Genomic DNA, 26,880 nt, shown 5'->3' with positions numbered 1-26,880 from the left:
TCCAATCATGTCCGATACTTATCCGCTGTCGAACCTCGCCGCGATCGATGCCGCCCATCACCTGCATCCCTTTTCCGACATGAAGAAACTGAATGCCGACGGCACGCGCATCATCCAGCGCGGCGAGGGCGTGCATATCTTCGATAGCCACGGCAAAAAGTATCTCGATGGCTTCGCCGGCCTCTGGTGCGTCAATATCGGCTATGGCCGCAAGGAAATTGCCGATGCCGTTGCCAAGCAGATGAACGAGCTTCCCTATTACAACACCTTCTTCGGCACGACCTCGTCGCCGACCACGCTGCTTGCCGAAAAGGTGACATCGAAAGCAGGGCCACGCTTCAACCACATCTTTTTCACCGGCTCAGGCTCGGAGGCGAACGACACCTGGTTCCGCATGGCTCGCGTCTATTGGGCAGCCGTCGGCAAGCCCCAGAAGAAGACGGTTATCGCCCGGCGCAATGGCTATCACGGCTCGACGGTCGCCGGCGCCAGCCTCGGCGGCATGAAATATATGCATGAGCAGGGCGATCTGCCGATCCCGGGCATCGTCCATATTGGCCAGCCCTACTGGTATGGGGAGGGAGGGGATCTTACGCCAGCCGAATTCGGGCTGAAGGTCGCCCGCGAGCTGGAAGCCAAGATCGATGAACTCGGTGAGGAGAACGTCGCCGCCTTCGTGGCCGAGCCGATCCAGGGGGCAGCCGGCGTCATCATCCCGCCGGAGACCTACTGGCCGGAGATCGACCGCATCTGCAAGGCACGCAACATCCTGCTCGTCACCGACGAGGTCATTTGCGGCTTCGGTCGCCTCGGTGAATGGTTCGGCCATCAATATTTCGGCGTCGAGCCGGATTTTGCACCGATTGCCAAGGGGCTCTCGTCGGGCTATCTGCCGATCGGCGGCGTGCTCGTCAGCGATCGCATTGCCGACGTGCTGATTAATGAGGTCGGCGATTTCAATCACGGCTTCACCTATTCCGGCCACCCGGTCTGTGCTGCCGCAGCCCTCGAAAACCTGCGCATCATCGAGGAGGAGAAGCTGGTCGAGCGCGTGCGCGACGACATCGGCCTCTATTTCGCCAAGAAATGGGGCGCCCTTGCCGAGCATGATTTCGTCGGCGAGGCTGAAAGCATCGGCCTGATGGGTGGCCTGCAGCTCGCCGCCGACAAGAAGACCCGCACCCGCTTCGAAAAGCCCGATCCGATCGGCTCACTGGTGCGCAATCATGCTCTCGCAAACGGCCTCGTTCTGCGCGCCACCGGCGACCGCATGCTGGCCTCACCGCCGCTCGTCATCCGTCACGAGGAAGTCGACGAGATGGCGCGCATCGCCAAACTCGCCCTGGATGCCGCCTGGAAGGAATTGCGCGCTTAAGCGCGAAGCGGCAGCAGAAATCCGCTGCCGTTTTTCGCCAGGTATGGTCTAGCCTCTCCAAACAGAAACAATCCGCTGGCTGGTGGGGTCAAGCTCGATATTTGCTCTGTCGCGCACATAGTCCTGCGTAAGCATGTCGCCCGTATGATATACGCGCAGCTTCATGCCTACCAAATCATGCGCTCCATGGTTCGTCGGTATTAGTTCTGCGAAACGAAGTGGAAACGGGAGATCGCCACCGCCAGCCTTCGTCACTGCACGCCAAGGAAATGGCCAGGGGAGAGGCAGGCCTTCTGCCATGGGAGCCATCTCCTGCTTCTCCTCGAGCGGCACCTCGATGTCGTTTTTGCGAGCATGGATGCGTACCCCTTTGAGCGGCTTGCCCTCGCCCCAGTAATTGTCGACGTCCAGCCGCGCGGTAGCCTCCGCTACTATCGGCAGTACGACCGGCAAGGAGATCCCCGTCGGAGGGGTTGCGTAAAAGTCAAAGTCCTGGACGCCGTCGCTCGGCGCGACGATGTAAAACCAGGGCGATAATTGTGCGTCCGTCCATCCGCTCGATGGAACCATGCCCACGACATGAATCACCAACGTGCTGGGCTTCTTGCCGAAGTAGATTGCTGTACCTGATACAACTTCCATAACTTGTTCCATAAGGTGCCTCCCGCGCTTGCCATTGAGCAAGCAACTCCTCTGAATTTTGCTAGGATTGGACTGGTATTTACTGCGCGTTTTACAACGAAAGCGCTGCCTGAACCTCTTGAGTACAGAGCCTCAAGACATTGTCACTTAAAATACATAATTTACACATTGCTAATATATTGGTTGAGCGAAGTCAACCAGATGTTGTGGGTGTAAAAAGTACAATTCTGTGTCTCGAGGCTACGCCAATATGCGGAGCCTGCTAATTTCTTCGGCGAGGCACAAAGAGTGTCATAGTGCCTATCTGGCGGGCCGCAACAATCCGGCTCTCAGGGGTAGGCGACAGCATAAGCGAATTGATAGGTGTCACCCGGCTGGCCATAGATATAAGGCAGGGCAACGATATGCGTCTCCGGCTGCTTCAAGCCGTTTTGCGCAATGACATCCTTGAAATAGTAATCCGGCCAGGCCGGCGGCGCCCCGCCCTTATCATCGCGCCAGACGAAAACGACGGGATGTTTCGCATCCAGCTGGAACTTCGGCTTGAAGTCCGGGTAGAAATAGGACTGTACCGGGACGTCAGGCATTTGCAGGCGCATATTGCCGTCGAGATGCGGATCATAGCCGACGATCAGCCCGGGCTCGCCGCCTATATCCCTGCGGATGGTCTCGGCAAAACTGTCATAGGGAATGTTCAGGCGCTGATAATCGCCGATGAGCGGCCCCCAATAGGCGCGCATGGCAAGCACGGCCAGCACCACACCCATGATGACACCACTGACAGCGAGCGATTTCCGCAAGGGCGCTCCTGCATCGACCTCGGCACTGTCGGCCTTCATGCAGATATAGAGCGGCAGGATGAGAAAGAGTGGCGTCAGCCATCGATCGGCGACGTTGTCGACGCCGGCAAGCAGGATCATCAGCGCAATGGCGCCGATCTCTATCAGCAGGATGCGTCCGGCAATTCGTGTCCAGCGGCTGGAAGCGCGCCGCATTGCCCGCAGCGATTTGGCGAAGAGCACCAGAAAAATGACGATCGAGACGCCGGCTATGCCGACCATCGCCGAGATGAAGCGGAAAAAGCCGGTCGCTACCTGCGCCAGAAAGCCTTCGCCCGCACCGGTCATCTTGTGCAGCGTGCGATCAACCGCAAGGTCGAAATGCTGCAGGAACCACAGCGCGTGCGGCAACACGATAGCGATCGACAGGACGATCGTCAGCGCAAGCCGCCAGTCGAAAATCCGCTTGCGGAAATCGGTGTCGATGAGGGCGGCGACCAGAGCGGCGGCAGGGAGAAGCGCGAAATTATATTTCGATATCACGCCAATGCCGGTCGCAATGCCGACGATGGCGTAGGAGATTGCCGAAGGCGTCCTCAGCGTGCGGAAAAAGCCGTAGAGGAACAGCGAGCCGGAAAAGATCGTCGCGACCGAATGCGTCAGATCCCGCTGCGCCTCGAAGACGATCTGCGGCACGGTGAGCAGGCCGAGCGTCGCCACCACCACCAATCCGCTGTTCTTCAGGATCAGCCGTGCCGTCAGCCAATAGAAGACGTAGGATAGGAACAGCATGCTGCATTTGAGGAGTGACAGCGAAAACATCGACACGCCTATGAGCGATGTCACGCCGTATTGCAGCCAGTTGTAGAAGGGCGGCTGCGAATTATAGCCGAAGGCGAACCACTGCGAGAGCAGCATCTGCTCCGCCTCGTCCAGCTCCAGCGCATTGGGAATACTGAGCCGCACGATCAGGTGGAGCAGAAAATAGGTTCCGAGCACCACCAGGATCAGGTGTGGCCGGCGGCTGAAAAGGCTCTTCACGTCAGCTTTCTCGGGAGAAGATCTGCCGCACGATATAATTCGGCGAAGCGTCGTCGCGATAGTAGGTTCGAGCGATCATCTCCGCCAGGATGCCGGTCGTGATCATCTGCACAGAAGACAGCAGCAGCACGACACCGACCATCAGCATCGGTCGCGTGCCGATATCGTTGCCCATGATGAACTTGTCGAAGCCGAGATAGATGAGGATCAGCGCTGCAAGGCCGCCGAGGCCGAGGCCGAGCGAGCCGAAGAAATGACCCGGACGCGCCTTGTAGCGCATGAAGAACATTACAGACAGCAGGTCGAGGATCACGCGGAAGGTGCGCGAGATGCCATATTTCGATGTGCCGTGCTGGCGTGCGTGATGGGTAACAGCCATTTCGCCGATCCGGGAGCTCGGCACCACTCCGGCAACCCAGGCCGGGATGAAGCGGTGCATCTCGCCCATCAGCTTCACCTGCTTGATGATCGAGGCACGGTAGATCTTCAGGCTGCAGCCATAGTCGTGCAGCTTGACGCCGGTGATGCGGCCGATGAGGTAATTCGCGCACCAGGAGGGGATTTTGCGCAGCAGCAGCCCGTCCTGGCGGTTCTTGCGCCAGCCGACGAGCAGATCGAGTTCGCGCCGTTCCAGCTCCGAGACCATCGAAGGGATATCCTTCGGATCGTTCTGCAGGTCGCCGTCCATGGTGGCGATCAGCCGGCCTTGCGCCGTATCGATGCCGGCCTGCATGGCGGCGGTCTGGCCGAAATTGCGTTGCAGCTCGACGATGCGCAGCGTCAGCCCTTCGCGGCTGACGAACTTGCGGGCATTGACGAGCGTCGCGTCCGTGCTGCCGTCGTCGACGAGGATCAGTTCCCAGCGATGCGGATAGTCGGCCATCGCCGCGACGATGCGCTCGACGAGCGGACCGATGCTTTCTTCCTCGTTGAAAACAGGAACGACCAGCGACAGCTCGAGCGGTTGCACCTGATCATTCGCACCGCGAATGGACTCTACCGTTGTCTGCAACTTTCATTTCTCCTAAAAGGCGCGGCAATGGAAGACCGATGAAAACCAGCCGCCGCAGCCAAACTTAGGAAGCCTGATACATGAAGACCCCGAGTGTTGAAAGCGGGCAATCCTGGTTTCTGCGCAATCGCATGAGCCTGCTGACGGTCGCAATCGTCGCAGCCTATGCACTTTTCATCGAATGGTTCTGGGGCTGGTCGGTCATACTGGAACAGTGGGCCGCCGTCGGTCCACGCCCGGTCATCGGCGCACTGATACTCCTGACCAGCACCTATTTCCTGCGTACATGGCGCATCTACGATTATTTTCCACGGGAGACGGCAGGCCGTTTCGCGACGCTCTTCCGCGTCACCCAGATCCATAACCTTCTGAACATCATGCTGCCTTTCCGCGCCGGTGAAACCAGCTTTCCGGTGCTGATGCGCACGGAATTCGGCATTCCCCTGACACGCGGCACCTCCGCCCTGCTGGTCATGCGGCTGTTGGACCTGCATGCACTGCTGGCCGCAGCCGGCCTCGGCTTTGCCGTGGCCGCTCCGAATGCAGCCCTTGCGTGGCTTGTCTGGGTCATCTTCCTGTTCCTGCCCGTCTTTGCCTTTGCAGCCCGCAAGCCGCTGCTGCGTCTCGGTGCAAAACTTCTGCCGCGCAAGGCGCAGGCGCTACTTCATGAAATCGAGAATGGACTGCCTTTCGATGCCGTCGCCTTTGGCCGCGCCTGGGCTATGACGATCGTCAACTGGCTGGTGAAGGTGCTGGTGCTCGCCTGGGCGCTTGGCCTCATGGGCGTGATGCCGATGGCCGCAAGCTTCGGCGGTGCGCTGGGCGGTGAGCTTTCCTCCGTCCTTCCGGTCCACGCGCCCGGTGGCGTCGGCACCTATCCCGCCGGGATTACTGCCGGTGCGGTCGCCTTCGGCGCATCGAGCGAACGCGCAGCACTGGATGCGCTGGCCCAGGCAAGCGTCAACGCCCACCTGCTCATCATCGTCTCGGCCTTGACCGGGACTGCCATCTCGCTTCCGCTCGGCCGTCGTGGTCAGGTTAGATCGTAAGCCGTTAGGTCTTAAGCTCCAGAATGCGCTTGCGCAGAAAGACCTGTTCCGGTTCCTGCCGGCAGAATGTCAGCGCCGTCTCGTAAGCTTCAATCGCTTCGGCCCTGCGTCCGAGCCGACGCAGGAAATCCGCCCGCGCCGAATGGGCGAGGTGATAGGTCGAAAGTTGCCCCTTGCCGATGACGGCGTCGACGAGCGCCAGCCCCTGTTCCGGTCCCTCGGACATGGCGACCGCCACCGCGCGGTTGAGCTCGGCAACATCAGAGGGATGGGCGGCAATCAGCAGGTCGTAATAGAAGGCAATGCGGCGCCAGTCCGTTTCCTCGACGCTGCCGGTCTTCGCGTGCTCCGCGGCGATAGCCGCCTGCACCGTATAGATGCCAATGTCAGGTACGCTCATCGCGCTAGCCAGCAGCGAAAGCCCCTCGGAAATCTTGTTCCGGTCCCAACGCGAACGATCCTGATCGGCAAGCAGCACCAGCATGCCGTCGCCATCCTGCCGGGTAGCACGGCGTGACTCCTGCAGGAGCAGCAGCGACAGCAGGCCGGAGACATCCGGATGCGGCAGCAGGGTCGCCAGCAGCCGCGCTAGTCGGATCGCCTCGGCCGTCAGGTCGGCGCGGACGATCGTGTTGCCTGACGATGCCGAATAGCCTTCGTTGAAGACGAGGTAGATGACGTGCAGCACCCGATCCAGACGCTCCGGCAGCTCCGCCCCGACAGGCACTTCATAGGGGATTTTTTCCGTCCTGATCCGGTTCTTGGCACGCACGATACGCTGCGCGACGGTCGGCGCCGGCACCAGGAAGGCATGCGCAATCTCTTCCGTCGTCAAGCCGCAGACCTCGCGCAATGCCATCGCGGCCTGTGCATCGGCGGCAAGCGCCGGATGGCAGCAGATGAAGATCAATCGCAGCATGTCGTCCTCGATCGGTTCCATGTCGCGGATCTCCATTTCCGTGCCATCGGGGTAGAGCCCGTCCTCGATGTGCTGTAGCGAGGCGTTGAAGCGGGCCCGCCGCCTGAGGTGGTCGATCGCCTTGAAGCGGCCGGTCGAGACCAGCCAGGCGACGGGATTGTTGGGCATGCCGTCGATCGGCCAGGTCCGCGCCGCCGCCGCAAAGGCGTCGTGCAGCGCCTCTTCCGCCCGGTCAAAATCGCCGAGCAGGCGGATCAGCGTCGCGAGCACGCGGCGCGAATGCTGCCGGTAGATATCCTCGATTACCTGTTCCCCGATCACCTGTTTCAAGGGCAATCCTCACTGCGGCAGGGTGAGCAGCCTCACCGGGCGCAATTCAATCGACCCGACCCGGACGCTTGGAATGCCTGCAACGACCTTGCGCGCCTCTTCGAGATCGGCCGCCTCGATGATGTAAATGCCGGCCAGATGTTCCTTGGTCTCGACATAAGGGCCGTCGGTCGAGGACAAAATGCCATGGCGCACTCTCATGACCGAGGCGCTTTCGGGACCTTCCAATGCATCGGAATGGATCATGATGCCTTTGCGCTGAAGCTCCTCGTCATACTGGAAATGCGCCCTCACGAGCTCGTCGCCCTCGGCCTGGCTGAGTGTGCCGTCCGTATCGGCGGGATTATAGATGAGGCAGACGAAGCGCATGGCTATCTTCCATCCTTGATCGAATAGCCCGGCCTGATTTCGATCGATGCATATTTGAGGATCGGGAAGGTGGAGATGATCGACTGCGCTTCCGCCATATCCCTGGCCTCGATCACCACGAAGCCGCCGAGATGCTCCTTGATTTCGGAGAAGGGACCGTCCGTCGCAGCAACGGTGCCGTTGCGAACCCTGAGCGTCACGGCCTGCTCAGGCTCATAGAGCGCTAGCGCGCTCAGCATATGGCCGCTCTCGCGCCATTGGTCGTCGCTGACGATGCATTCCTGCGTGACATCAGCCCATTCTTCCTCAGTAACGCGTTTGCTCTTTTCGGTATCGAACCAGATCTGACCTAGAAATTTCATGGCATGACTCCTCAGCCGAATTCGTGGATGGGGCGAACCTCGATCGCGCCGAGCTTCGCCAGCGGAATGCCGGCTGCAACCCGGATCGCATCATTGAGGTCCTTGGCGTCGATCAAAATGAAGCCTCCGAGCGCTTCCTTCGTCTCGATGAAGGGGCCATCGGTGACCGACATTTCGCCGCCGCGCACCCTGACAGTGACCGCCGATTGCGGCGACTGCAGCGCCTGGGCAACGATCATATGACCGCTGTCGGCAAGATCGCGGTCATAGGCGAGCGAATCCCGGCCGAGCTTGTTCTTCTCTTCCTGCGACAAGGCCGACAGCACCCTGCCGTCGAACCAAACCTGGCAAAGATACTTCATTGCTTATCCTCCATGCTGTGCTTTCACAGCCCTTAGAGCGCCGTGCGTCCATTCGGACGCACAAAGGACGCTCTAAATCTTTGAATCTACGCATCGGGCTTTCCGAAAATCTATCTCGATTTTCGGGCCGATGCTTAGAGACGAACAGCCTAGGCGCTTTTCGACAGGGAAGAAAAATATCTTTTAAGCGGTTTGCGTGTCGAAACATCGAGACGGCGCTCGACAAAGCTTCATCCGACAATATCGAGGAGATGGAGCAATGAGCATGCTTGAATTCGGAATAGCACATCTGATCGTCACACGCGGCGTACGCAAGATGCCGCCGCTGGAGAATGCCGACCTGATAAGGCTAATGGTGAGGGCGGTGATTGCGTTGGCGACATTTGCCGGCCTTATCGCAGCGCTGCAGATGTCAGCAGGCACCTGAAACATTGCGCAGCGCGGCCAACGGGACGGGCTGCGTCTGATATGTTACTGAAACGCCGTCTCAAAGAAGCTGCGCAGCTTGCGCGAATGCAGGGCTTCCGGCGGCATGGCGGCAAGCTTCTGGATTGCTCTTATGCCGATCTGCAGATGCTGGTTCACCTGCGTGCGGTAGAAGGCGGTCGCCATGCCCGGCAGCTTCAATTCGCCATGCAGCGGCTTGTCGGAAACGCAGAGCAGCGTCCCGTAAGGCACGCGGAAGCGGAAGCCGTTGGCGGCGATCGTTGCCGATTCCATGTCGAGTGCGATGGCGCGAGCCTGCGACAGGCGCTTCACCGGGCCTGCCTGGTCGCGCAGTTCCCAGTTGCGGTTATCGATCGTGCCGACCGTGCCGGTGCGCATGATGCGTTTCAGCTCGAAGCCTTCGTAACCTGTGATCTCGGCAACGGCAGCCTCGAGCGCCACCTGCACTTCGGCAAGTGCCGGGATCGGCACCCAGACCGGCAGGTCGTCATCCAGCACATGATCTTCGCGCATATAGGCATGCGCCAGAACATAGTCGCCGAGGCGCTGGCTGTTGCGCAGGCCGGCGCAGTGACCGAGCATCAGCCAGGCATGCGGGCGAAGCACGGCCACATGGTCGGTGATCGTCTTGGCGTTGGAAGGACCGACGCCGATATTGATCATCGTGATCCCGGCATGGCCCTTCTTCTTGAGGTGGTAGGCCGGCATCTGCGGCAGGCGGGAAAGCACGGCATCCGTTTCCGGAACGCTCGATCCTGCCAGCGTGACGATATTGCCGGGCTCCACGAAGGCCGTATAGCCTTCGCCGCCTTCTGCCATCAGTTTGCGTGCCCAGGAGCAGAACTCGTCGATATAGAACTGGTAGTTCGTAAACAGCACGAAGTTCTGGAAGTGCTCGGCACCGGTCGCCGTATAGTGCGACAGGCGGGCCAGCGAATAGTCGATGCGCTGTGCGGTAAAGGGTGCCAGCGGTGAGGGCTCGCCCGGTGGCGGCAGATACTCGCCGTTGGCGATCTCGTCATCCGTCGTGTTGAGGTCGGGCGTATCGAAGAGATCGCGTAGCGGAATATCGACGAAGGCCGCAGCCGACGCTTCCACATGCGCGCCCTCGCCGAAAGCGAAATGCAGCGGGATCGGCGTCGAGGATTCCGAGACGACGACAGGCACATTGTGGCTTTTCATCAGGAGCAGCAGCTGCTCCTTCAGATAATGTTTGAAAAGCTTCGGCCGGGTGACCGTCGTCGTATAGACGCCCGGTGCAGTCACATGACCATAGGAGAGGCGGGAGTCGACATGGCCGAAGCTCGCCGTCTCGATGCTGACCTGCGGGTAGAAAGCGCGGTAGCGGGAGGTAACCGGCGCCCCTTGCGCGAGCTTCGTGAAGCTGTCGATCAGGAACGATGTGTTGCGCTCATAGAGTTCCGTCAAAACTTCGACGGCTCTTGCCGGATCATCGAAGGCTTGCGGCTCGAAAGGGGGAGGGGACGAAATGTCGAAAGCGGACAGGGGATAGATTCGTTTGCTCATGAGGCATTATAGAGAGTCGTTTTTAACAAGCAAACGACGCTCAAAGGCTGAGACCCAGATTTTTCCCGGGTCTCAGCGGATGGCAGTGCAGTAACCGCCGCTGCTTTTCAGGCAGGTATAGTTCGCACCGAAATGCGACTGCTGCGCGCCGCCGCCGCCGGTGTGCACGACGACTGCCGAAAAAGAGATCGCGAAGATCGCCGCAAACAGCGTTATGATTGTAAACCGTCTCGCCAGAATGAACACGTCCACGTCCTTACCCCGATATGCGCCCTTCATGGTGCTGTTTTGCCATGATGTGGCTGAACGGGTGCTGAGATGGCGGTTCATTTTGCGTTCAGTTTCTGAGGCCGGCTAAGCTTCTCAGAACCTGCCTGAGCGTTTCAGAGACGGGTCTCAAAGGCGAGTCCATGTCTGCGTTTTGCAGAAGACCTGCATCACGCAGCCCTGCATTTTGAGCGAGCCGCCGGAGATGCTGCCCGAGCCGCTATAGGTCTTGTCGTCGGCAGGATCGGTGATCTCACCGCTATAGCTGCCGCCGGTGCCGGACAGTCTGCCGATCTTCTTGCCGGCATATTTGCCGGTCTTCAACGTGATGCAATATGCGCCGCCGCAGGGCGCAATCACCGCCGTATCGCCGGCGCGGGTCTTCCAGTTGCCGACGATCGGCTCATCCGCCTGTGCAAGGCCCGCAATAAGTACCAGTGCGCCGGCAAGAACGAGGGTACGGATCATCTCTTCCTCCATGAGATATGAAATGGCGCGAAAATAACTGACGCGAACGTAAAGGTAAATACGTTGTGGGAAGCGCCAAAAATCCGGCCTCCGGGCGAGGTTTTTTCTGCTGATGGCCAGATCGATGCTGATTTCATAGTGAACAAATCCTCAATTTCCAAATCTGAATTTTTCGTAAAAGGCGCTGGAAAATCCTTAATTCGCAGGGATTCCGATGTTTAACAAAAACCCAAGTTTACCAAGCATTTGCACTTTGTTTGCGTCAAATTAATCATGCATTTTAGGCGTTTTTTGAAAGCCGTTCGGCATAGTGAACCCATCAAACGAGCGGGGCAAACCCGCCGGACCGGAGAGGCCGCAAGCCGCAGAAGATGGCAAGGCCCAAAGGTAAAACAGGGTACGTCTTAACAGGCTAAACAGGGATAGAACCGATGGCACGCTTTGAAATGCACAATGCTGAAATGGCCACCATGGGTGGCGAAAACAACAGCGCCGATGTCTTCTGCGAAATGGGTCTGATGTATGCGACCGGTCGTGGTTGCCAGATCGATCTCGTCTCCGCTCACAAGTGGCTGAACATCGCCGCAATCAAGGGCAACGACCGCGCCGCCGAGCTGCGCGCCGATGTGGCCGCTTCTATGAGCAAGATGCAGCTTGCCGAAGCGCTCCGCGCCGCCCGCGAATGGATGACGATCCACTAAGGAACGTCTCCAATAGAAGTTCTACAAAATAACAACCTCAAAAGAGGGAACTGGCGGGGCGCTTTGGACGGGGCCGACGCCGGAGAAGGAAACCGCGACCGGCGCCCTCCCGCCGGCCGCGGTTTACCCGTTTGGGTTTCCCATTGTCAGGCGAGTTTTTTCAAGACCAGCGGGAGCGCCTCTTCAAGCCGCGCCATGTCGGCTTCCGGCCCGACGCTGACGCGTATGCAGCGGTTGAGCGGCGCGACACCCGGCATGCGAATGAAGACGCCGTGCTCCATCAATCCGTCGACGATGGCCCGTGCGTGAGCGCCGTCGCGCCCGGCATCCACAGCCACGAAATTGGTGGCTGATACCAGCGGCTGCAGGCCGTTCGCTCTGGCAATATCAGCGATCCTGTTGCGCGCGGCATGGATTTTCCCGATCACTTCGGAAAGATAGGCCTGATCCTTGAGGGCTGCGAGGGCTGCGACCGTCGCAAGCCGGTTCATCCCGAAATGGTTGCGGATCTTGTCGAAGGCCTGCGCCGTGCCCGGCGTCGAGATGACATAGCCGACGCGGGCGCCGGCAAGACCGTAGGCCTTGGAGAAGGTGCGGGTGCGCACGATGTTCGGCAGATCGATGAGCGACTCTATCGACGGCAGGGCGGAGGCTGGGCCGGTCTCGCTATAGGCTTCGTCGAGGATCATCAGGCAGGTTTCCGGCAGGGCGCGCGCAAAGGCGACAATCTTGTCGGCATCCCACCAGCTACCCATCGGATTGTCAGGGTTCGCGAAATAGACAAGCGGCGCGTTCTCACGCTTGACTGCATCAAGCAGCGCGTCGAGATCTTCCCGGTCGCCGGCATAGGGAGCCGTGACCAGCCGGCCGCCGAAACCGTTCACATGGAAGTTGAAGGTCGGATAGGCACCGAAGGAGGTCACGACGGTACCGCCGGGTTCGATCACCAGCCGTACGATCTGCCCGAGCAACTCGTCTATGCCGCCACCGACGGCGATATTGGCCGGAGTCACGCCGAGATGGGTGGCGAGCGCCTCCCGCAGCGCGTAGTTTTCCGGATCGTTGTATTTCCAGATGTCGCCGGCCTGCTCGCGCATGGCGGCAATGACCGAGGGAGCCGGGCCGAAACCGTTTTCATTGGCGCCGATGCGCGCTTCAACCTTCAGACCGCGCTGGCGCTCGATAGCCTCGGGGCCAACGAAAGGAACGGTGGAGGGCAGGGCGCTGGCAAGCGGCGTGAAGCGCGAGAAGGCAGACATGCGAGGGCAATTTCCCGGAACTATTGAAAAAGCCGCGCAACAATAGGCTCTCGCTTTGCCAAGGCAAGCAAGATTATTTCACGCTCGCGACGGCTCAGACGCGGCTGCCGTTCCGGCGCGCGTCGATCGCTTCCGTGTTGCCGATCATGAAGTCGGCGCGCACTACCTTGCGTAGAACGTCCGGCTCGATCAGGTTGATGAAACGAACGCCGATGCGCTCGTTATGGCGATAGACCTCGGCGCAGCCGATGCGATAGGCGAGCCCAAGAATATTCAGATAATAATGCTTGGGCAGGCCGGCCGTGGTCGACACGACGAAGGTCGCGCCGCCCTGGGAAATGTCGAGAATTTCGGCGCTGCGCATCGAAATCCCGGTCAGGCAGGGGCGAACGGCCACAATACGAGCCGGCCGCTTGACGTTGAACTCCTCCCAGCGAATATCGTAGACAGCCGACTTCACCGTGGCGAGGTGCGTTGCGCGGAGCATTTCCATTTCGCATTCTCCGTCAGGCAGTTCAAAATTTGAGGCAGTTCAAATTTCAGGCTGTTCAATAGCGAGGCTCACACGAATGTTTTTCACATTCGTCAAATATAAAACTACAATTTTAACGAGTTTGAAATTTGTGCGTTAGCGGCACATCTATTGTGCCCTCTTGGGAATAAACTTGTCGTCGCTCAGGCTAGGAATCTTGCCGCGCAATAACCCCCGGCAGCGCTAAGTGCCGTCAGAAAGGTTCCCCAGGCCATATCTACCAGGCTCATGGCGAGCGGCCAGTTCTTCAGTGTCGACAGATTAGTGATGTCGTACGTGCCGTAAGCCGCCAGTCCCAAAATGGCACCATAGAGAAGCGCCGTGCCGATCGATCCGCTGGAAAGCCCGGGCAAAACCGTAAGTATGACGACCGCAACCGTGAAGAGCAGATAGAAAAGCGCTGCGATGCCAAGGTTCGGCGAGGGAAGCATCAGTTCGCCCAACTGATCGCGATAGAAGGTGCGGGCGACGATGCCGAGCCATATGGCGTCAACAACGGCAAGGGTAAGAAGGCAACCGGCATAGGCGACAAGCGCTGTCTTCATCGTCTTTGGTCTCCGCTTTGTCCCTTCTACGCCATGGCCTGCCTTGCGGATCGCCGTTGATTCTCTTTGCTCAGATTTTTCCCGAACTCTTTCAATTGCCGGACGTTTTCTCCTAAGCATCTGCCCGAAAATCGGAATCGATTTTCGGTAAGCACGATGTGTAGATTCAAGAAGTTAGAGCGTCCTTTGTGCGTCCGAATGGACGCACGGCGCTCTAGGCGGTGCGCTGCTTCCAATAATGAAAGCGAGGAAACTGAAATGACAGATGTCAAAGTTCCCTGGGAATCCTGGGTCGTCGTGTGCGATGGGGCAAAAGCCCTGATCCTGCAGAATGCCGGTGACGCCGAGCTGATGAACCTCCAGGTCCGTGAAACTCTTACGCAGCCCAACCAGCCGACGCGCGAACTCGGCACCGACAAGCCGGGCCGCGCCTACGCCCCGGATGGGCTCAGCGGCAGCGCCATGGAAGAGACCAATTGGCAGGACCAGGCCGAAGCCGACTTCCTGAAGGAAGTTGCCGTAAAGCTTGACGAGCTCGTGCATGAGAAGGAGGCAAGCCGCATCGTTCTGGTGGCGCCTCCGCGCGCGCTCGGCACGCTGCGGCCCAATCTCAGCGCCGATGCGCAGGCAGCGATCTCGGCGGAAGTGGCGAAGGATTACACCAATCTTCCCGTCGACCAGATCGAGCGGCATCTCGCCGCCTGATCGCCACAAGCCATCGCTCTTTGAAACGCGGGTCACATGGCCCGCGTTCTTAGATTAGGGAATCAGAGGCTGGTTTCGAAGCTCAACCGCAGCACGTGATGCAGGAATTCGGGGTTCAGCAGCATGTTGAAGCTGATGGTCACGAACTCGTCTTCGCGCTTGACCACGGTCGCGCCGATCTCGTCATGGATGCCGAGGATTTCCAGGAAGAAATTCTGCGGCATTTCCAGGCTGGGGCTGACTTCCAGCAGCGCGCCGGCGAGCGTGATGGTGCGGATCAGGCAGCGGACTTGCGTGCCGGTGCTGAGGTGATGGCCGACAAAGATGATGTTGCCCGGCCGATCGAGGTTGAATTCTCTGTAAGCCTGTTCGGGCTTGGGATGTTCTGTATCGAGGTGCATCTGAAAGGCCATGTCAGCCTCCGCTTGTTGTATGATCGGACTTTAACGCAGGATTGCTCACATCTGCTGAACAATATCTTTAAAATTGAAAGCTTGTGCAAAATCTAACGGCATAACGCGTTTATCGTCGGCAATATTGTCCAGAATCTGCCCATTTTTTCACCGGATGTGTGCCGATCTTGACTTGGCATCCGTCGTCGCGCATAGAGAAACCGGTTCGAGGCACCGGCCGCTCGCGGATGAAGATCCATGGTGAAGCCCTCGCAATCATGGTCACAGCCACTGTGCATGCTGACTGACGGCAATGCGAGCCCCCCTGACAGTCGAATGGCATGCCTTTGAAAGGCTGACTCCATGACTCGTACCACCATGACTATAACCTATCCGCCGGTTGATGAACTGAAGGCCCAGGCAAAGCGCCTGCGCCAGGCCATGACCGAGCGCGGCAGCGAGATCACCCATGCTGCCGCTCTCGAGCTGATTGCCCGCCAATATGGCGCCCGCGACTGGAATACGCTCTCGGCCCTTGCTGCCAAGCCCAATGACAAGCCTGCGTCGCCGATCTTCGTCGGCGCCCATATCCGCGGGCGGTACTTGAACCAGCCTTTCACCGGCAAGGTTCTCGCATTGTCGGCTGTCCCGGGCAGCGAGTTCTACAGGATCACCATCCATTTCGATGAGCCCGTCGATGTCGTGACCTTCGAGAGCTTCTCGGCTTTCCGCCAGCGCGTCCATGCCCAGATCGACGAGAATGGCGTCTCGCCGCGCAAGACCTCGAACGGTCTGCCGCATCTCGTTCTCGATATCTGACAGCCTGATCGTTGCCCGCAACACCCGGATTCCGTCCATGACTTCAAATTCGCAAACAAATGCATTCCTGACTGGCTCGTTGCCTTCGGTCTTTGCCCGCACGGCGCTGCCAATCATCCTGATCACCACCATCAACGGCCTCTTTGCCGTGGTGGATGCCTATTTCCTTGGCGCCTATGTCGGGGCCGGCGCGCTCTCCGCCGTCACCCTGATCTTTCCCGGCCTGATGATGCTGGTGGCCCTGCAGTCGCTCGTCTCGAACGGCATGGCAAGCATCCTTGCCCGTGAACTCGGGGCCGGCAATCGCGATGCCGCCCGGCGCACCTTTGCGGCCGCCCATGTGCTGGCGATCGCCGTCGTGCTTGTCATCAACGCGATCTACTGGACCATCGGCTGGCGCATCGTCGACAATGCCGCCGCAGCCGACCTCGCCGTTGCCGAAAATGCCCGCACCTTCATCGGCATCATGGTCGGTGCCGCGCCCATCGCCTTCTTCCTGTCGCTCAATATCGATGCCCTACGCAGCGAAGGCCGGATCGGCTTCATGACCATGGTGATGCTCGCCGCCACGGCACTCAACATCGTCGCCAACTGGTTCTTCATGGCAATCCTGCAATGGGGTGTCGCCGGCTCGGCGCTGGGCTCCGTGCTGGCACAGGCGATCTGCCTTGTTGCCGTGCTGATCTACCGTTGGCGCAACGAACGCGCACTGCGCCCGGCAACCCGCTTTCCGCTTGCGGAGTGGCAGCCGATCCTGGCGCTCGGCGCCCCGATGAGCCTCGGCTTCATCGGCATCTCGCTCTGCTCGGCCGCCGTCATCTTCAATCTGTCGATCTGGGGCGAGGGCGATTATGTCGCGACCGTCGGCGCTTACGGCATCATCACCCGTGTCATGACGGTTGCCTACCTGCCGCTGCTCGGCCTCAACATCGCCTTCCAGACGATCTGCGGCAACAATTATGGCGCCGGCCTTTCCGAGCGTGTCGGCCGCAGCCTGCAGATCGCGCTGGTCGCGGCGCTCGTCTACTGCACCGGCGTCGAGATCACGGTCGAACTATTGGCAAGCCGCCTCGGCCATGTCTTCGTCGCCGACCCCGTCGTCATCGCCGAGGTCTCGCGCATTCTGCCCTGGACGGTCGGCGCCTATTTCCTGTTCGGCCAGATGATGGTGCTGTCGGGCTATTTCCAGGCGATCGGCGATGCCAGGCGCGCGGCGATCTTCGGCCTGTCGCGCGCCTATCTCTTCACGCTGCCGCTGACATTCCTGCTGCCGCATGCTTTCGGGGAGATGGGTATCTGGATGGTACCGGTCTTTGCGGAAGCCTGCATGTTCCTGCTGGCCTTCACGGTGCTTGCGCGCAATGCCAGGCGGCTCGGCTGGCGTTACGGGCTGTTGCCAGCCTGAGCGAAAAAGGCCGCGCCTCTGTGGGCGCGTCCTTGTTTTCAATCCTTGGCGGCTGCGGGCGCGGATGCCGTGGCAGCCTCCGCTTCCCCGAGCGCCTGCGCGCATTCCTCGCAGCAGACCTCGACGGTCTTGCCGCCGAGCTTGACGCTGATCGCGTCAGGTCCGAGTTCGCAGTCGCAGGCAGCGCATGTGGTCTTCTTCATCTTGTCATCCTCCGGTTGGCTCCCCGTCTGGGGCAGGATCATAAGACCACCGGTGGTCCTTTCGTCGCTGTCGAATTCTTTAGCGACTTTATGCCCGCAGCCGCGTGGCGCGCTGGAACTCCGCCGGCGTCTGGCCATAGGCCTGGCGGAAGGATGCGGTGAAATGGCTGTGGCTGGAAAAGCCGAGATCGAGGCCGAGCGCTGTCAGATCCTCATATTCGCCGAGAAGATCGAGCGCGCGGGCAAGGCGAAGCCGAAGCTGATAGCGGTAAAGCGGGGTTGCCTCCACCTGCTGGAAAACCTGCGTCAGATAGATAGGCGAAACGCCGACTTCCGTTGCGATCTCGGCAAGCGTCCAGCGCCGCGCGAGATCGGAGGAGAGCACGAGTTTTGCCCGGTCGACAAGCTTCTGCCGACCGGCACTCGCACCCGCCGCATGCGAGGTGCGCTCGCCGAGCGAACGGCGCACAAGCGTAAGCGCCAGCGTTTCCGCCTCCAATGTCTCGGCAACACCCCGGCGCAACCCGTGGCGAAGAAGCGCAACAAGCGCCTGCGCGCGCGGATCGATGCGCCGGCGCTGACGCTTGAAACCGAACAGCTCGCCGGCCTGCACCTGATCCCTGGGCGCAAGCTCGGCCAAAAGGGATTCGTCGATGGAAAGATCGATGCAGGCATCGCCGCCCTCGACAGGATGGCTGATGCGATAGCCTTGTCCGGCATTGAAGAAGAGCATCTGATTGGCTTCCGCCACCGTATCGGTGCGCCCGACATGACGCATGAAGACGCCGCGATAGGGATAGACGAGGCTCGTCTTGTGGGCGCATTCCTCGTCGCTCTTGTGGCGGCATTCCCCATTGCAGACGATGTCGCGGATCGCGACGGTTTTCGTCTTCAAGAGCAATGCGGTCGAAAATTGCGACATCGGTCGTTCCGGATTTTTGCGCGGCGAGCGGTGCCCGCTGCAGCACCCTATCACAATCCTTTGTTGCTCCAGTAGTGGCTCGAGATATGCACGTCGCTGTCGATCTGGCCTCGGGAAAGGCCGATATCCTTGAGCTGATCGTCGGACAACTCCATAACGGCACTGCGACTGCGCCGTTCGGCGAGCTTGCGTGCTATCAAGCGAAAACCAGTGACGAGACTTGCAAGAAGCCGGGACTGTCCGGTTTCCGTGCGTCGGGTGGTCTGGGCATAAATTGTAAGGCTAGAGCCGCGCATGGTGTTCCTCCATCCATTGCGTTTGAATGGAAGGATTGAACCATCTGCGCGGCTCGCCCGCTGTCAGATTATTTAGCGATCTGCAGCCGGATCAGGCTTTCAGCAGCCACTCATGTTCCGGCGCATTGTAGAACTTCCAGACACGCTTCGGTCCCGCCATGACATTGAGATAATAGAGGTCGTAGCCATGCGTCGCCGCACAGGGGTGGTAGCCCTTCGGCACCAGCGTCACGTCGCCGTCTTCGATGGCCATCGCCTCATCCAGTGAGCGGTCGTCCGTATAGACGCGCTGGAAGCCGAAGCCCTGGGGCGGGTTGAGGCGGTGATAATAGGTCTCTTCCAGCATGCTTTCATGCGGAAGATTGTCCTGATCATGCTTGTGCGGTGGATAGGACGAGGTGTGCCCGCCGGGCGTGATGACCTCGACGACGAGCAGCGAGTGCGCGGAACTGTCGTCTTCAGGCATGATATTGTTGACGTAGCGCACATTCGTGCCCTTGCCGCGCGTCAGCGGCGGATGCGTGCCGGGCGGAATGGCCTTCGCCTCATAGGTGCCGCCGCCGGGAGCAGAGCAGACGGCAAGCTCCAGATCCGTCTCGGCCGTCACCGACCATGCCGATTCCATCGGAATATAAAGAGCGTGCGGCGCGCCGTCGAAGGGGCTCATGCGCTCGCCGAGCGTGCCGAAATCCCTGGTGCCGGCCGAAGCCTTGCCCTTGCCGCTCACCCAGACGAGGCAGACCTCGCGTTCGCCGGTCTCGCCCGAGGCCGTCTCGCCGGGCTTCAGACGGTACATGTCGAAGCCGACATAGGTCCAGCCGGCGCTTTCTGGGGTCACGTGCGTGACGCGGCCGGTCTTGCCTGACGGTTTTACCTTGAGGTTTGGCATTGGTGTTTCTCCTCCTGAATTGGTGAGTGCGGCCCCCTCATCCGGCTGCCGCCACCTTCTCCCCGCTGGGGAGAAGGCATATGCCGCGCCCGCCTCTTTTTCCCTTCTCCCCCAGGGGAGAAGGTGCCCGAAGGGCGGATGAGGGGGCTCCGGGCTCCAGCAGTTTTGTAGTTACCCTTTCGGGAAACCTTCGGTCTCCACCGTATAACCAGCAGCCGTCATGACCCGCATCAGCTCGGCATGACCGATCTCGGCCATTTTCTGCGGCGGCGCCTTGCGCGGATCCTGCTCGGCTTCAACCACAAACCAGCCTTCATAACCATAATCGGCGAAACGCTTGACGATCGCGCCGAAATCGAGCGAACCGTCGCCCGGCACGGTAAAGGCGCCGAGCGCCACCGCGTCGAGGAAGGATTGCTTGCTGCGATCCAGGCCATCGACGACGGCCTTGCGGATATCTTTGACGTGCACATGGTTGATACGGGCGTGGTGATTGTCGATCGCGCGCAGCACGTCGCCGCCGGCAAAGGCCAGATGCCCGGCATCGAGCAGCAGCGGAATGCCCGCGCCCGAATTCTTCATGAAGGCATCGAGCTCCGGCTCGGTCTCGACGACAGCTGCCATATGATGGTGGTAGGAAAGCGGCATGCCCTGCTCGGCGCACCATTCGCCGAATTCGGTCACACGGCGCGCATAGGCCTTCATCTCGTCATCTCCAAGACGCGGCTTGGTCGCGAGCGGCTTGGAGCGATCACCCTGGATCGAGCGGCCGACTTCGCCATAGACGATGCAGGGGGCATTGACCGCTTTGAACAGCTCGATCATCGGCGCGATACGGTCCTTGTTGGCCGCAAGCTCCTCGTTGACCAGCGTGCCCGAAAACCAGCCGCCGCAGAGCGTCACGTCGGCGGCGCGCAGAATGGGCAGCATCTCTTGCGGATTGCTCGGGAAACGGCGGCCCTGCTCCATGCCGGTAAAGCCGGCGGTGCGGGACTGGCGCAGGCATTCCTCGAGAGAAACGTCGTCGCTGAGTTCGGGAAGGTCGTCATTCCACCATGCGATGGGCGACATGCCGAGTTTGGCCTTCATGAATGGTCTCCTTGGAAATGGCGCGGAGGAGCGCTGCCGCTCCTCCAGAAAATTGAGAATGATCTATCAGCCGACACGCTGGGCGGCGCGTGCCTTGACATAGGCCTCATGCGCCTTGTTGACCTCGCCGCGCGGGCTGACTTCCGGCACCGCCACATCCCACCAGTGACCACCGGCATCCGTCGTGATCAACGGGTCGGTATCGATGACGAAGACCGAGGTGCGGTCATTCTTCTTCGAATCGGCGATCGCCTGTTCCAGTTCGGCGATGGAGGAAACCTTGACCGCGATCGCTCCCATCGCTTCGGCATGCGCCCGGAAATCGATCTCGGGCATGATCTCGTGATAGGCGTCCTTCAAGAGATTGTTGAAGTTCGCGCCACCGGTGGCCATCTGCAGGCGGTTGATGCAGCCATAGCCGCGGTTATCGAGCAGAACGATGTTGAGTTTGAGACCCAGCATGACCGAGGTCGCAAGCTCGGAATTCATCATCATATAGGAGCCGTCGCCGACCATAACGACGACGTCCTTTTCCGGATGCGCCATCTTGGCGCCGAGACCGCCGGCGATTTCATAGCCCATGCAGGAGAAGCCGTATTCCATGTGGTAGCTGCCGGGAACAGTCGCCGGCCATAGCTTGTGCAACTCACCCGGCAGCCCGCCGGCGGCGCAAAGCAGCACCGTCTTCTCGCCGCCGATCGACCGGGCGACCGCGCCGATAACCTGCGCATCGGAGGGCAGGGCGGCATTGGTGGTGCCCATCGCCTTGGCGGCGGCTTCCATCCAGACGTTCTTTTCCTTCGTTGCCTTTTCGGCAAGGGCAGCCGGTGCCTTCCAGCCGGAGAGCTCAGCCGAGAGTGCCTTCAGTCCCTCGCGGGCATCGGCAACCAGCGGATGGCTGTCATGCTTGAGCGCATCATAGGCCGCGATATTCAGGCTGAGCAGCTTGAAGTTCTCATTCTTGAAGAGCGCCCAGGAGCCTGTCGTGAAATCCTGGCAACGCGTGCCGACGGCAATCACCAGGTCGGTTTCCTCGGCAATCGCATTGGCAGCCGAGGTGCCGGTCACGCCGACGGAGCCGAGCGCCAGCGGATGACGCTCATCGATTGCCGACTTGCCGGCCTGGGTGACGACGACGGGAACGCCATGCGCTTCCGCGAAAGCCACAAGCTCCCTGGTTGCCTGCGAATAGAGAATGCCGCCGCCCGCAACGATAACTGGCTTCTGCGAAGCCTTGATCAGCGCAATGGCATTGGCAAGCTCGTCGGCATCCGGCTGCGGACGGCGCACCGTCCAGACCTTTTCCTCAAACAGGCTCTCCGGATAATCGAAGGCCTCCGCCTGAACGTCCTGGCAGAGCGACAGCGTCACGGGGCCGCAATCGAGCGGATCGGTCAGGACCTGCATGGCGCGCTTCAGCGCGGTGATGATCTGTTCCGGCCGGGTGATACGGTCGAAATAGCGCGAGACCGGGCGGAAAGCATCATTGGCAGAGACCGTGCCGTCGCCGAAATCCTCGATCTGCTGCAGTACCGGATCGGGGGCGCGGTTGGCGAAGATATCGCCGGGCAGGAAGAGCACCGGGATGCGGTTGACATGCGCCACGCCTGCGGCCGTCATCATGTTCAGCGCGCCAGGGCCGATCGAGGTCGTGCAGGCCATGAAGCGCTGGCGGAAGCTCGCCTTGGCATAGGCGATGGCTGCGTGGGCCATGCCCTGTTCGTTATGGGCGCGATAGGTCGGCAGTTCATGGCGCACCTGATAGAGCGCTTCGCCCATGCCGGCGACATTGCCGTGGCCGAAGATCGCCCAGACGCCGCCGAAGATCGGCACTTTCTTGCCGTCGACGATGGTCATCTGCTTTTTGAGGAAATGCGCGACGGCCTGCGCCATCGTCAATCTTACCGTCTTGCCCATCGGGCGCCTCCCAAATTCACTCTACTTAATTGAGACCGCGCGTTTTCAGCCAAGCCTCTGTCAATTGCTTGAAGCGGCCGGCCATATCGGCGATCGCTTCCTCGTCGTTGATCTTGCCCGAAAGCCATCCGCGCGCGGCATCGGCAAAGATCGTGCGGCCAACCGCAAAGCCCTTGACCGAGGGTGCAGCCAATGTCGCCTCGAAACCCTTCACCAGTTCGTCGGCAGGAGCCTCGAGCCCCAAAAGCACGATACCGCGGCACCATGGATCATTTTTGGCAATGACGGCATCGATCTTTTTCCAGGCGCCGGTTGAGGCCTGCGGCTCCAGCTTCCACCAGTCCGGCTTGATGCCGAGCGCGTAGAGCTCTTCCAGTGCCGTCGACACCGTATCGTCGGTCAGCGGCCCGTTCTTGCTGGAGATGATCTCCACCAGCAGCTCGCGACCGACCTTGCGCGCGGCTTCGAAGAGCGTGCGCAGCTTCTCCTGCTGTTCCTTCTTCAACTCTGCCGGATCGTCGGGATGATAGAAGCACAGGCACTTGATGCAATGGTCGAGCGGCCATTCCACTAGCTGCGAGCCGATATCCTGGCTGAATTCGAAACGCAGCGGCTTGGAGCCCGGAAGCTCGACCGGCCGGCCAATCCAGGTGAAATCCTTCTTGGCCGCGTCGAAGAAGGCATCGCGACCGAAGCGCTCGTCGATCAGCATGCCGTAGCCCGTCCGGCCATCGGCAACGCGGGCAGCGGCTTCCACCGCCAGTCGCTTGAAGGCGACGATCTGCTTGTAATCGATGCTGAGCTCGTCGCAGACAGCGGTTAGCTGCGAACGATGGTCGATGGCGAGTGCCATCAGAAGCGGGATATCGCCCTTGCGGGTCGAGGCCCAATGGATGTGGTTGATCGCCTCGTCCTTGCGCAGCGCGCGATGTTTGCTGCCGTTCTTCAGGAAGAAGTCGAGTTCCGCCCAGGTCGGATATTCCGGCGAGCAGAGCAGGCGGGAAACGGCAAAGGCGCCGCAGGCATTCGCCCAGGTGGCGCAGGTCTTCAGCGGTTCATCCTTCAGCCAGCCACGCAGCAGGCCGGACATGAACGCATCGCCCGCGCCGAGCACGTTGAACACCTCGATCGGAAAGCCTTGGCCGACAATGCCGTCTTCCAGATTGTCGCTGATCGGGCCGTCATAGACGATACAGCCCATGGCCCCGCGCTTCAGAACGATGGTGGCAGGCGAGAGGCGTCTGATCTCCTTCAACGCACCGAGAACGTCATCGGCACCCGATGCAATCAGGATCTCTTCTTCCGTACCGACGATCAGATCGCAATCCGGCAGCGTCTCCTTCATCTTCGATGAGACGCGGTCCGATTTCACATAACGCTCGAAGCCCTCGGCATGGCCGGCAAGGCCCCAGAGGTTCGGCCGGTAGTCGATATCGAAAATCACCTTGCGGCCGTTCGCCTTGGCAAGGCGGATCGCCTTGCGCTGCGCGGCCTCCGTATTCGGGCGGGAGAAGTGCGTACCCGAGACGAGCACTGCGCGTGAGGACTTGATGAAATCTTCGTCGATATCGCCTTCGTCGAGCGCCATGTCGGCGCAGTCGGAACGATAGAAGATCATCGGCGAGACGCCCTCGGCCTCCACTGCCAGCAGCACAAGCGCCGTCAGCCGATCCTTGTCGGTCTTGATGCCTTTCGTCTCGACGCCTTCGCGCGCCGACTGTTCGATGATGAAGCGCCCCATCTGCTCGTCGCCGACGCGGGTGATCAATGCCGATTTCAGCCCGAGCCGCGCCGTGCCGATGGCGATATTGGCAGGGCAGCCGCCGACAGACTTGGCGAACGAGCCGATATCTTCCAGCCGCGAACCGATTTGCTGACCGTAAAGGTCGACGGACGAGCGGCCAATGGTGATCACGTCGAGTGTCGGCTCCGGCTGTGAGCCCGGATTCGATTGTACCATGATGTCCTCCCGCTAGATTTTTACGCGGCCTGGACCGTCCGCGAATTTTGAATAATGAAACATTGGTTCCGTCTCTTTGTCAATTCGGAATGTTTATTCCATTTTGGTCTTCACGGGTTTTGCGTGCTGTAATTTGCGTCGTCGCTCGGCAATGGCAACAGGCAGCGCCATGGTGAGCGCCATGGAGGCAGAGAGTGACCGGAAGCCGCCGAAATCGGCCTCTGCTACTTCGAACCAGTGCGTGGCGCAGGCAGCCAGCGGCGAGAAGGCCGAATCGGTGATCGCAATGACTGGCACGCCGCGATCGGCAAGTTCCTGGCTCTGATTGAGGCTGTCAGCCGCATAGGGCGAAAAGCTCGCCGCAATCGCGGCATCGCGCGGCGTGGCAAATTGCACCATCTCCGGATCGACACCGTTTGGCGAGGCGACGATCTGATGGCGGATGTTCAGCTTGGAAAAGGCGTAGGTCATGTGCGCCGTCAGCGGATAGGAGCGCCGCTTGGCGATAAGGTAGATGGTCTCCGCCGCAGCCAGAATATCGACCGCCTTGGCAAAAGTATCGGTCTGTACCGTCGCGGCAAGCCGGTTCACGGACTGGCTGGCCGCCGAAATGAAGCCGGAAAGCAGCGTCGCATCCTCGTCATCCCCGCCGGACTGTTCCAGCGTGACGAGGCGTTCCTCATAGCTCAGCGTCCGGTCGCGCAACCGCTCGCGAAAAATGCTCTGGAGATCGGAGAAGCCCTCATAGCCGAGGTGATGGGCGAGGCGCACCAGCGTGGACGGCTGCACATCCGATGCTGCTGCAATGCTCGCCGTCGTGCCGAAGGCGATTTCATCAGGGTTGCCGAGTGCAAAGGCGGCGACCTGCGCCAGGCGCTTCGGCATGTTCGCCTTGCGCTCGATGATCGTACTGCGCAAGCTTTCGAAATCGCGCGGCACACGCGCTCTCTGGGGATCACTATCCATGCTGACGGCTCGGGAGATGAAACAAATATTCCATATTTCGGAGCATAAACGATTTCAGTGAAGGCGCCTAATTGTTTTTAATAGGCTGAAAATCAAGGGTTTTGGACAGTTTCGAGAGGTCTAGGACGAAATGATGCACTAGGACCTGCTTGTCAAAATGATCCAAATATTCCAAAAATTCCCGCGGATTTGAGGAGGAGACCCTGAAATGAAGCCACTCGGCATCGGTTTGATCGGCACCGGTTATATGGGCAAGTGCCATGCGCTGGCATGGAATGCGGTGAAGACGGTCTTCGGCGATGTCGAGCGGCCGCGTCTCGTGCATCTTGCAGAGGCGAATGCAGAGCTCGCAAGTGCCCGCGCTGCCGAATTCGGCTTCGAGAAGGCGACGGCCGATTGGCGTGCGTTGATTGCCGATCCCGATGTCGATGTCGTCTCCGTCACTACGCCCAACCAGTTCCATGCCGAAATGGCGATCGCCGCCCTTGAGGCCGGCAAGCATGTCTGGTGTGAAAAGCCGATGGCGCCCGCTTATGCCGATGCCGAGCGCATGCTGCAGATCGCCAGACAATCCGGCAAGGTCGCCGTGCTCGGCTACAATTATATCCAGAACCCGATCATGCGGCATATCAAGGCGCTGATCGGCGAGGGCGCGATCGGCTCCGTCAATCATATCCGCGTCGAAATGGATGAGGATTTCATGGCGGATCCGGACGGACTCTTCTATTGGAAAAGTGAGTTATCGGCCGGTTACGGCGCACTCGACGATTTCGCCGTCCATCCGCTGTCGCTGCTCTGGTATCTCTTCGGCCATGTTGAGGCCGTCACCACGGATATGGTCAAACCCTATGCTGACCGTCCTCTGAAGGACGGCGGCCGCCGCGCGGTCGAGAATCACGATGCGGCCAATGTCTTGATGCGCCTCGGCGGCGGTATCTCTGCTGTGCTGATGGCAAACCGCGCCGCCTGGGGCCGCAAGGGCCGTATCGCGCTGCAGATCTACGGCTCGAAGGGTTCGATCCTCTATGATCAGGAGCGCATGAACGAATTTGAGCTCTATCAGGCCGAAGGACGAGGCTCCGAGCAGGGCTTCCGCAAAATACTGGCGGCACCCGCCCATCAGCCCTATGATCGCTTCATTCCGGCGCCCGGCCACGGCCTCGGCTTCAACGATCTCAAGATCATCGAATGCCGCGAACTGATCCGGGCAATTTCCGGAGAGCCGGCGTCTATCGTGACATTCGAAGACGGTCTCAGGATAGAGAAGTCGGTTCATGCCATGGCACAGTCCTTCCATGAGCGCCGCTGGATCGAGATCGGCTGAGGCAAAA

At 60.1% G+C, this 26,880-nt stretch carries 30 protein-coding genes and 1 pseudogene; 9 read left to right on the top strand and 22 right to left on the bottom strand.

Going from position 1 to position 26,880, the window contains the following annotated elements:
- Window positions 1-7: 7 nt before the first annotated feature.
- Window positions 8-1,375 carry an aspartate aminotransferase family protein gene (locus tag H4W29_RS03435; protein WP_192727671.1) on the top strand — a complete coding sequence of 456 codons (1,368 nt, stop codon included), beginning with the start codon at window positions 8-10 and terminating at the stop codon, window positions 1,373-1,375.
- Window positions 1,376-1,423: 48 nt separating this feature from the next.
- On the opposite strand, the gene H4W29_RS03430 is transcribed toward H4W29_RS03435, so the two are convergent.
- The 3 genes from H4W29_RS03430 to H4W29_RS03420 form a co-directional block, all read right to left on the bottom strand.
- Window positions 1,424-2,029 (bottom strand): hypothetical protein, encoded by a 606-nt coding sequence (locus tag H4W29_RS03430; protein ID WP_192727670.1) that lies wholly within the window; start codon window positions 2,027-2,029, stop codon window positions 1,424-1,426.
- Between the two features lie 317 nt (window positions 2,030-2,346).
- A complete protein-coding gene (locus H4W29_RS03425) occupies window positions 2,347-3,837 on the bottom strand; it encodes an ArnT family glycosyltransferase (RefSeq protein ID WP_192727669.1) in 1,491 nt (496 codons plus the stop codon).
- 1 nt (window position 3,838) lies between these two features.
- A complete protein-coding gene (locus tag H4W29_RS03420) occupies window positions 3,839-4,849 on the bottom strand; it encodes a glycosyltransferase family 2 protein (RefSeq protein ID WP_192727668.1) in 1,011 nt (336 codons plus the stop codon).
- A gap of 80 nt (window positions 4,850-4,929) precedes the next feature.
- On the opposite strand from H4W29_RS03420, the gene H4W29_RS03415 reads away from it, so the two are divergent.
- Window positions 4,930-5,898, top strand: coding sequence for a lysylphosphatidylglycerol synthase domain-containing protein (locus tag H4W29_RS03415; RefSeq protein ID WP_192727667.1), 969 nt, complete (start codon window positions 4,930-4,932; stop codon window positions 5,896-5,898).
- Window positions 5,899-5,902: 4 nt separating this feature from the next.
- On the opposite strand, the gene H4W29_RS03410 is transcribed toward H4W29_RS03415, so the two are convergent.
- The 4 genes from H4W29_RS03410 to H4W29_RS03395 are packed head-to-tail and all read right to left on the bottom strand — an operon-like array spanning window position 5,903 to window position 8,240.
- Complete coding sequence (locus H4W29_RS03410; RefSeq protein WP_192730660.1) at window positions 5,903-7,138, bottom strand: RNA polymerase sigma factor; 1,236 nt, start codon at window positions 7,136-7,138, stop codon at window positions 5,903-5,905.
- An 18-nt stretch (window positions 7,139-7,156) separates the two neighbouring features.
- Window positions 7,157-7,516 carry a YciI family protein gene (locus tag H4W29_RS03405; protein ID WP_192727666.1) on the bottom strand — a complete coding sequence of 120 codons (360 nt, stop codon included), beginning with the start codon at window positions 7,514-7,516 and terminating at the stop codon, window positions 7,157-7,159.
- Window positions 7,517-7,518: 2 nt separating this feature from the next.
- Window positions 7,519-7,878, bottom strand: coding sequence for a YciI family protein (locus tag H4W29_RS03400; RefSeq protein ID WP_192727665.1), 360 nt, complete (start codon window positions 7,876-7,878; stop codon window positions 7,519-7,521).
- A gap of 11 nt (window positions 7,879-7,889) precedes the next feature.
- A complete protein-coding gene (locus H4W29_RS03395; RefSeq protein WP_192727664.1) occupies window positions 7,890-8,240 on the bottom strand; it encodes a YciI family protein in 351 nt (116 codons plus the stop codon).
- A 259-nt stretch (window positions 8,241-8,499) separates the two neighbouring features.
- Between H4W29_RS03395 and H4W29_RS03390 the strand changes: the two genes are divergently transcribed.
- On the top strand, window positions 8,500-8,667 hold the full coding sequence (locus H4W29_RS03390) for a hypothetical protein (RefSeq protein ID WP_192727663.1): 168 nt from the start codon (window positions 8,500-8,502) through the stop codon (window positions 8,665-8,667).
- 44 nt (window positions 8,668-8,711) lie between these two features.
- Here H4W29_RS03390 and amn read toward each other — a convergent pair whose 3' ends face one another.
- From amn to H4W29_RS03375, 3 genes are all read right to left on the bottom strand, one after another.
- The gene (amn, locus tag H4W29_RS03385) at window positions 8,712-10,214 is read right to left on the bottom strand and encodes an AMP nucleosidase (protein ID WP_192727662.1); all 1,503 of its coding nucleotides are present in this window, start codon (window positions 10,212-10,214) and stop codon (window positions 8,712-8,714) included.
- Window positions 10,215-10,286: 72 nt separating this feature from the next.
- The gene (locus H4W29_RS03380; RefSeq protein WP_192730659.1) at window positions 10,287-10,466 is read right to left on the bottom strand and encodes a hypothetical protein; all 180 of its coding nucleotides are present in this window, start codon (window positions 10,464-10,466) and stop codon (window positions 10,287-10,289) included.
- Window positions 10,467-10,610: 144 nt separating this feature from the next.
- A complete protein-coding gene (locus H4W29_RS03375) occupies window positions 10,611-10,949 on the bottom strand; it encodes a DUF2147 domain-containing protein (protein ID WP_192727661.1) in 339 nt (112 codons plus the stop codon).
- A 431-nt stretch (window positions 10,950-11,380) separates the two neighbouring features.
- On the opposite strand from H4W29_RS03375, the gene H4W29_RS03370 reads away from it, so the two are divergent.
- On the top strand, window positions 11,381-11,650 hold the full coding sequence (locus H4W29_RS03370; protein WP_192727660.1) for a sel1 repeat family protein: 270 nt from the start codon (window positions 11,381-11,383) through the stop codon (window positions 11,648-11,650).
- Window positions 11,651-11,796: 146 nt separating this feature from the next.
- Here the strand turns inward: H4W29_RS03370 and H4W29_RS03365 are convergent, their stop codons facing one another.
- The 3 genes from H4W29_RS03365 to H4W29_RS03355 all read right to left on the bottom strand — a co-directional run bounded on the left by H4W29_RS03365 (window position 11,797) and on the right by H4W29_RS03355 (window position 13,986).
- Window positions 11,797-12,909 carry a pyridoxal phosphate-dependent aminotransferase gene (locus tag H4W29_RS03365; RefSeq protein WP_192727659.1) on the bottom strand — a complete coding sequence of 371 codons (1,113 nt, stop codon included), beginning with the start codon at window positions 12,907-12,909 and terminating at the stop codon, window positions 11,797-11,799.
- A gap of 94 nt (window positions 12,910-13,003) precedes the next feature.
- Entirely contained in the window at window positions 13,004-13,402 is a 399-nt protein-coding gene (locus H4W29_RS03360) for a PilZ domain-containing protein (protein ID WP_192727658.1), read from the bottom strand.
- A 182-nt stretch (window positions 13,403-13,584) separates the two neighbouring features.
- On the bottom strand, window positions 13,585-13,986 hold the full coding sequence (locus H4W29_RS03355) for a DUF2177 family protein (RefSeq protein WP_192727657.1): 402 nt from the start codon (window positions 13,984-13,986) through the stop codon (window positions 13,585-13,587).
- Between the two features lie 258 nt (window positions 13,987-14,244).
- On the opposite strand from H4W29_RS03355, the gene H4W29_RS03350 reads away from it, so the two are divergent.
- On the top strand, window positions 14,245-14,691 hold the full coding sequence (locus H4W29_RS03350; RefSeq protein WP_192727656.1) for a baeRF12 domain-containing protein: 447 nt from the start codon (window positions 14,245-14,247) through the stop codon (window positions 14,689-14,691).
- A gap of 62 nt (window positions 14,692-14,753) precedes the next feature.
- Here H4W29_RS03350 and H4W29_RS03345 read toward each other — a convergent pair whose 3' ends face one another.
- The gene (locus tag H4W29_RS03345; RefSeq protein ID WP_112544807.1) at window positions 14,754-15,092 is read right to left on the bottom strand and encodes a hypothetical protein; all 339 of its coding nucleotides are present in this window, start codon (window positions 15,090-15,092) and stop codon (window positions 14,754-14,756) included.
- Between the two features lie 369 nt (window positions 15,093-15,461).
- Here H4W29_RS03345 and H4W29_RS03340 point away from each other — a divergent pair, with 369 nt between their 5' ends.
- Together H4W29_RS03340 and H4W29_RS03335 are read left to right on the top strand one after the other, a co-directional pair.
- A complete protein-coding gene (locus H4W29_RS03340; RefSeq protein ID WP_192730658.1) occupies window positions 15,462-15,902 on the top strand; it encodes a glyoxalase superfamily protein in 441 nt (146 codons plus the stop codon).
- A gap of 37 nt (window positions 15,903-15,939) precedes the next feature.
- Complete coding sequence (locus H4W29_RS03335) at window positions 15,940-17,307, top strand: MATE family efflux transporter (RefSeq protein WP_192727655.1); 1,368 nt, start codon at window positions 15,940-15,942, stop codon at window positions 17,305-17,307.
- 38 nt (window positions 17,308-17,345) lie between these two features.
- Here H4W29_RS03335 and H4W29_RS03330 read toward each other — a convergent pair whose 3' ends face one another.
- The 4 genes from H4W29_RS03330 to iolB all read right to left on the bottom strand — a co-directional run bounded on the left by H4W29_RS03330 (window position 17,346) and on the right by iolB (window position 19,617).
- Window positions 17,346-17,510: a hypothetical protein gene (locus H4W29_RS03330; RefSeq protein WP_192727654.1), complete on the bottom strand. Its 165-nt coding sequence runs from the start codon at window positions 17,508-17,510 to the stop codon at window positions 17,346-17,348.
- A gap of 88 nt (window positions 17,511-17,598) precedes the next feature.
- Window positions 17,599-18,432 (bottom strand): helix-turn-helix transcriptional regulator, encoded by an 834-nt coding sequence (locus tag H4W29_RS03325; protein ID WP_192727653.1) that lies wholly within the window; start codon window positions 18,430-18,432, stop codon window positions 17,599-17,601.
- Between the two features lie 50 nt (window positions 18,433-18,482).
- On the bottom strand, window positions 18,483-18,728 hold the full coding sequence (locus tag H4W29_RS03320) for a DUF1127 domain-containing protein (RefSeq protein WP_192727652.1): 246 nt from the start codon (window positions 18,726-18,728) through the stop codon (window positions 18,483-18,485).
- Between the two features lie 91 nt (window positions 18,729-18,819).
- On the bottom strand, window positions 18,820-19,617 hold the full coding sequence (iolB, locus tag H4W29_RS03315; RefSeq protein ID WP_192727651.1) for a 5-deoxy-glucuronate isomerase: 798 nt from the start codon (window positions 19,615-19,617) through the stop codon (window positions 18,820-18,822).
- A 19-nt stretch (window positions 19,618-19,636) separates the two neighbouring features.
- Here iolB and H4W29_RS34900 point away from each other — a divergent pair.
- Window positions 19,637-19,787 (top strand): annotated as a pseudogene (locus tag H4W29_RS34900) (endonuclease domain-containing protein); the annotation flags it as partial.
- Window position 19,788: 1 nt separating this feature from the next.
- Here H4W29_RS34900 and iolE read toward each other — a convergent pair.
- From iolE to H4W29_RS03295, 4 genes are all read right to left on the bottom strand, one after another.
- A complete protein-coding gene (gene iolE, locus H4W29_RS03310) occupies window positions 19,789-20,706 on the bottom strand; it encodes a myo-inosose-2 dehydratase (RefSeq protein WP_112967937.1) in 918 nt (305 codons plus the stop codon).
- A 66-nt stretch (window positions 20,707-20,772) separates the two neighbouring features.
- Window positions 20,773-22,623, bottom strand: a complete 1,851-nt coding sequence (gene iolD / locus H4W29_RS03305; RefSeq protein WP_192727650.1) for a 3D-(3,5/4)-trihydroxycyclohexane-1,2-dione acylhydrolase (decyclizing) — start codon at window positions 22,621-22,623, stop codon at window positions 20,773-20,775.
- 25 nt (window positions 22,624-22,648) lie between these two features.
- Window positions 22,649-24,583, bottom strand: coding sequence for a bifunctional 5-dehydro-2-deoxygluconokinase/5-dehydro-2-deoxyphosphogluconate aldolase (locus H4W29_RS03300; RefSeq protein ID WP_192727649.1), 1,935 nt, complete (start codon window positions 24,581-24,583; stop codon window positions 22,649-22,651).
- Between the two features lie 93 nt (window positions 24,584-24,676).
- Window positions 24,677-25,549, bottom strand: a complete 873-nt coding sequence (locus tag H4W29_RS03295) for a MurR/RpiR family transcriptional regulator (RefSeq protein ID WP_192727648.1) — start codon at window positions 25,547-25,549, stop codon at window positions 24,677-24,679.
- Between the two features lie 208 nt (window positions 25,550-25,757).
- Between H4W29_RS03295 and H4W29_RS03290 the strand changes: the two genes are divergently transcribed.
- Window positions 25,758-26,873 (top strand): Gfo/Idh/MocA family protein, encoded by a 1,116-nt coding sequence (locus H4W29_RS03290; protein ID WP_192727647.1) that lies wholly within the window; start codon window positions 25,758-25,760, stop codon window positions 26,871-26,873.
- The last annotated feature ends 7 nt before the right edge of the window (window positions 26,874-26,880 follow it).

The sequence above is a fragment of the Rhizobium viscosum genome (genome assembly GCF_014873945.1).
Classification (GTDB): domain Bacteria; phylum Pseudomonadota; class Alphaproteobacteria; order Rhizobiales; family Rhizobiaceae; genus Rhizobium; species Rhizobium viscosum.
This window is presented reverse-complemented; position numbering and strand designations above follow the sequence as displayed.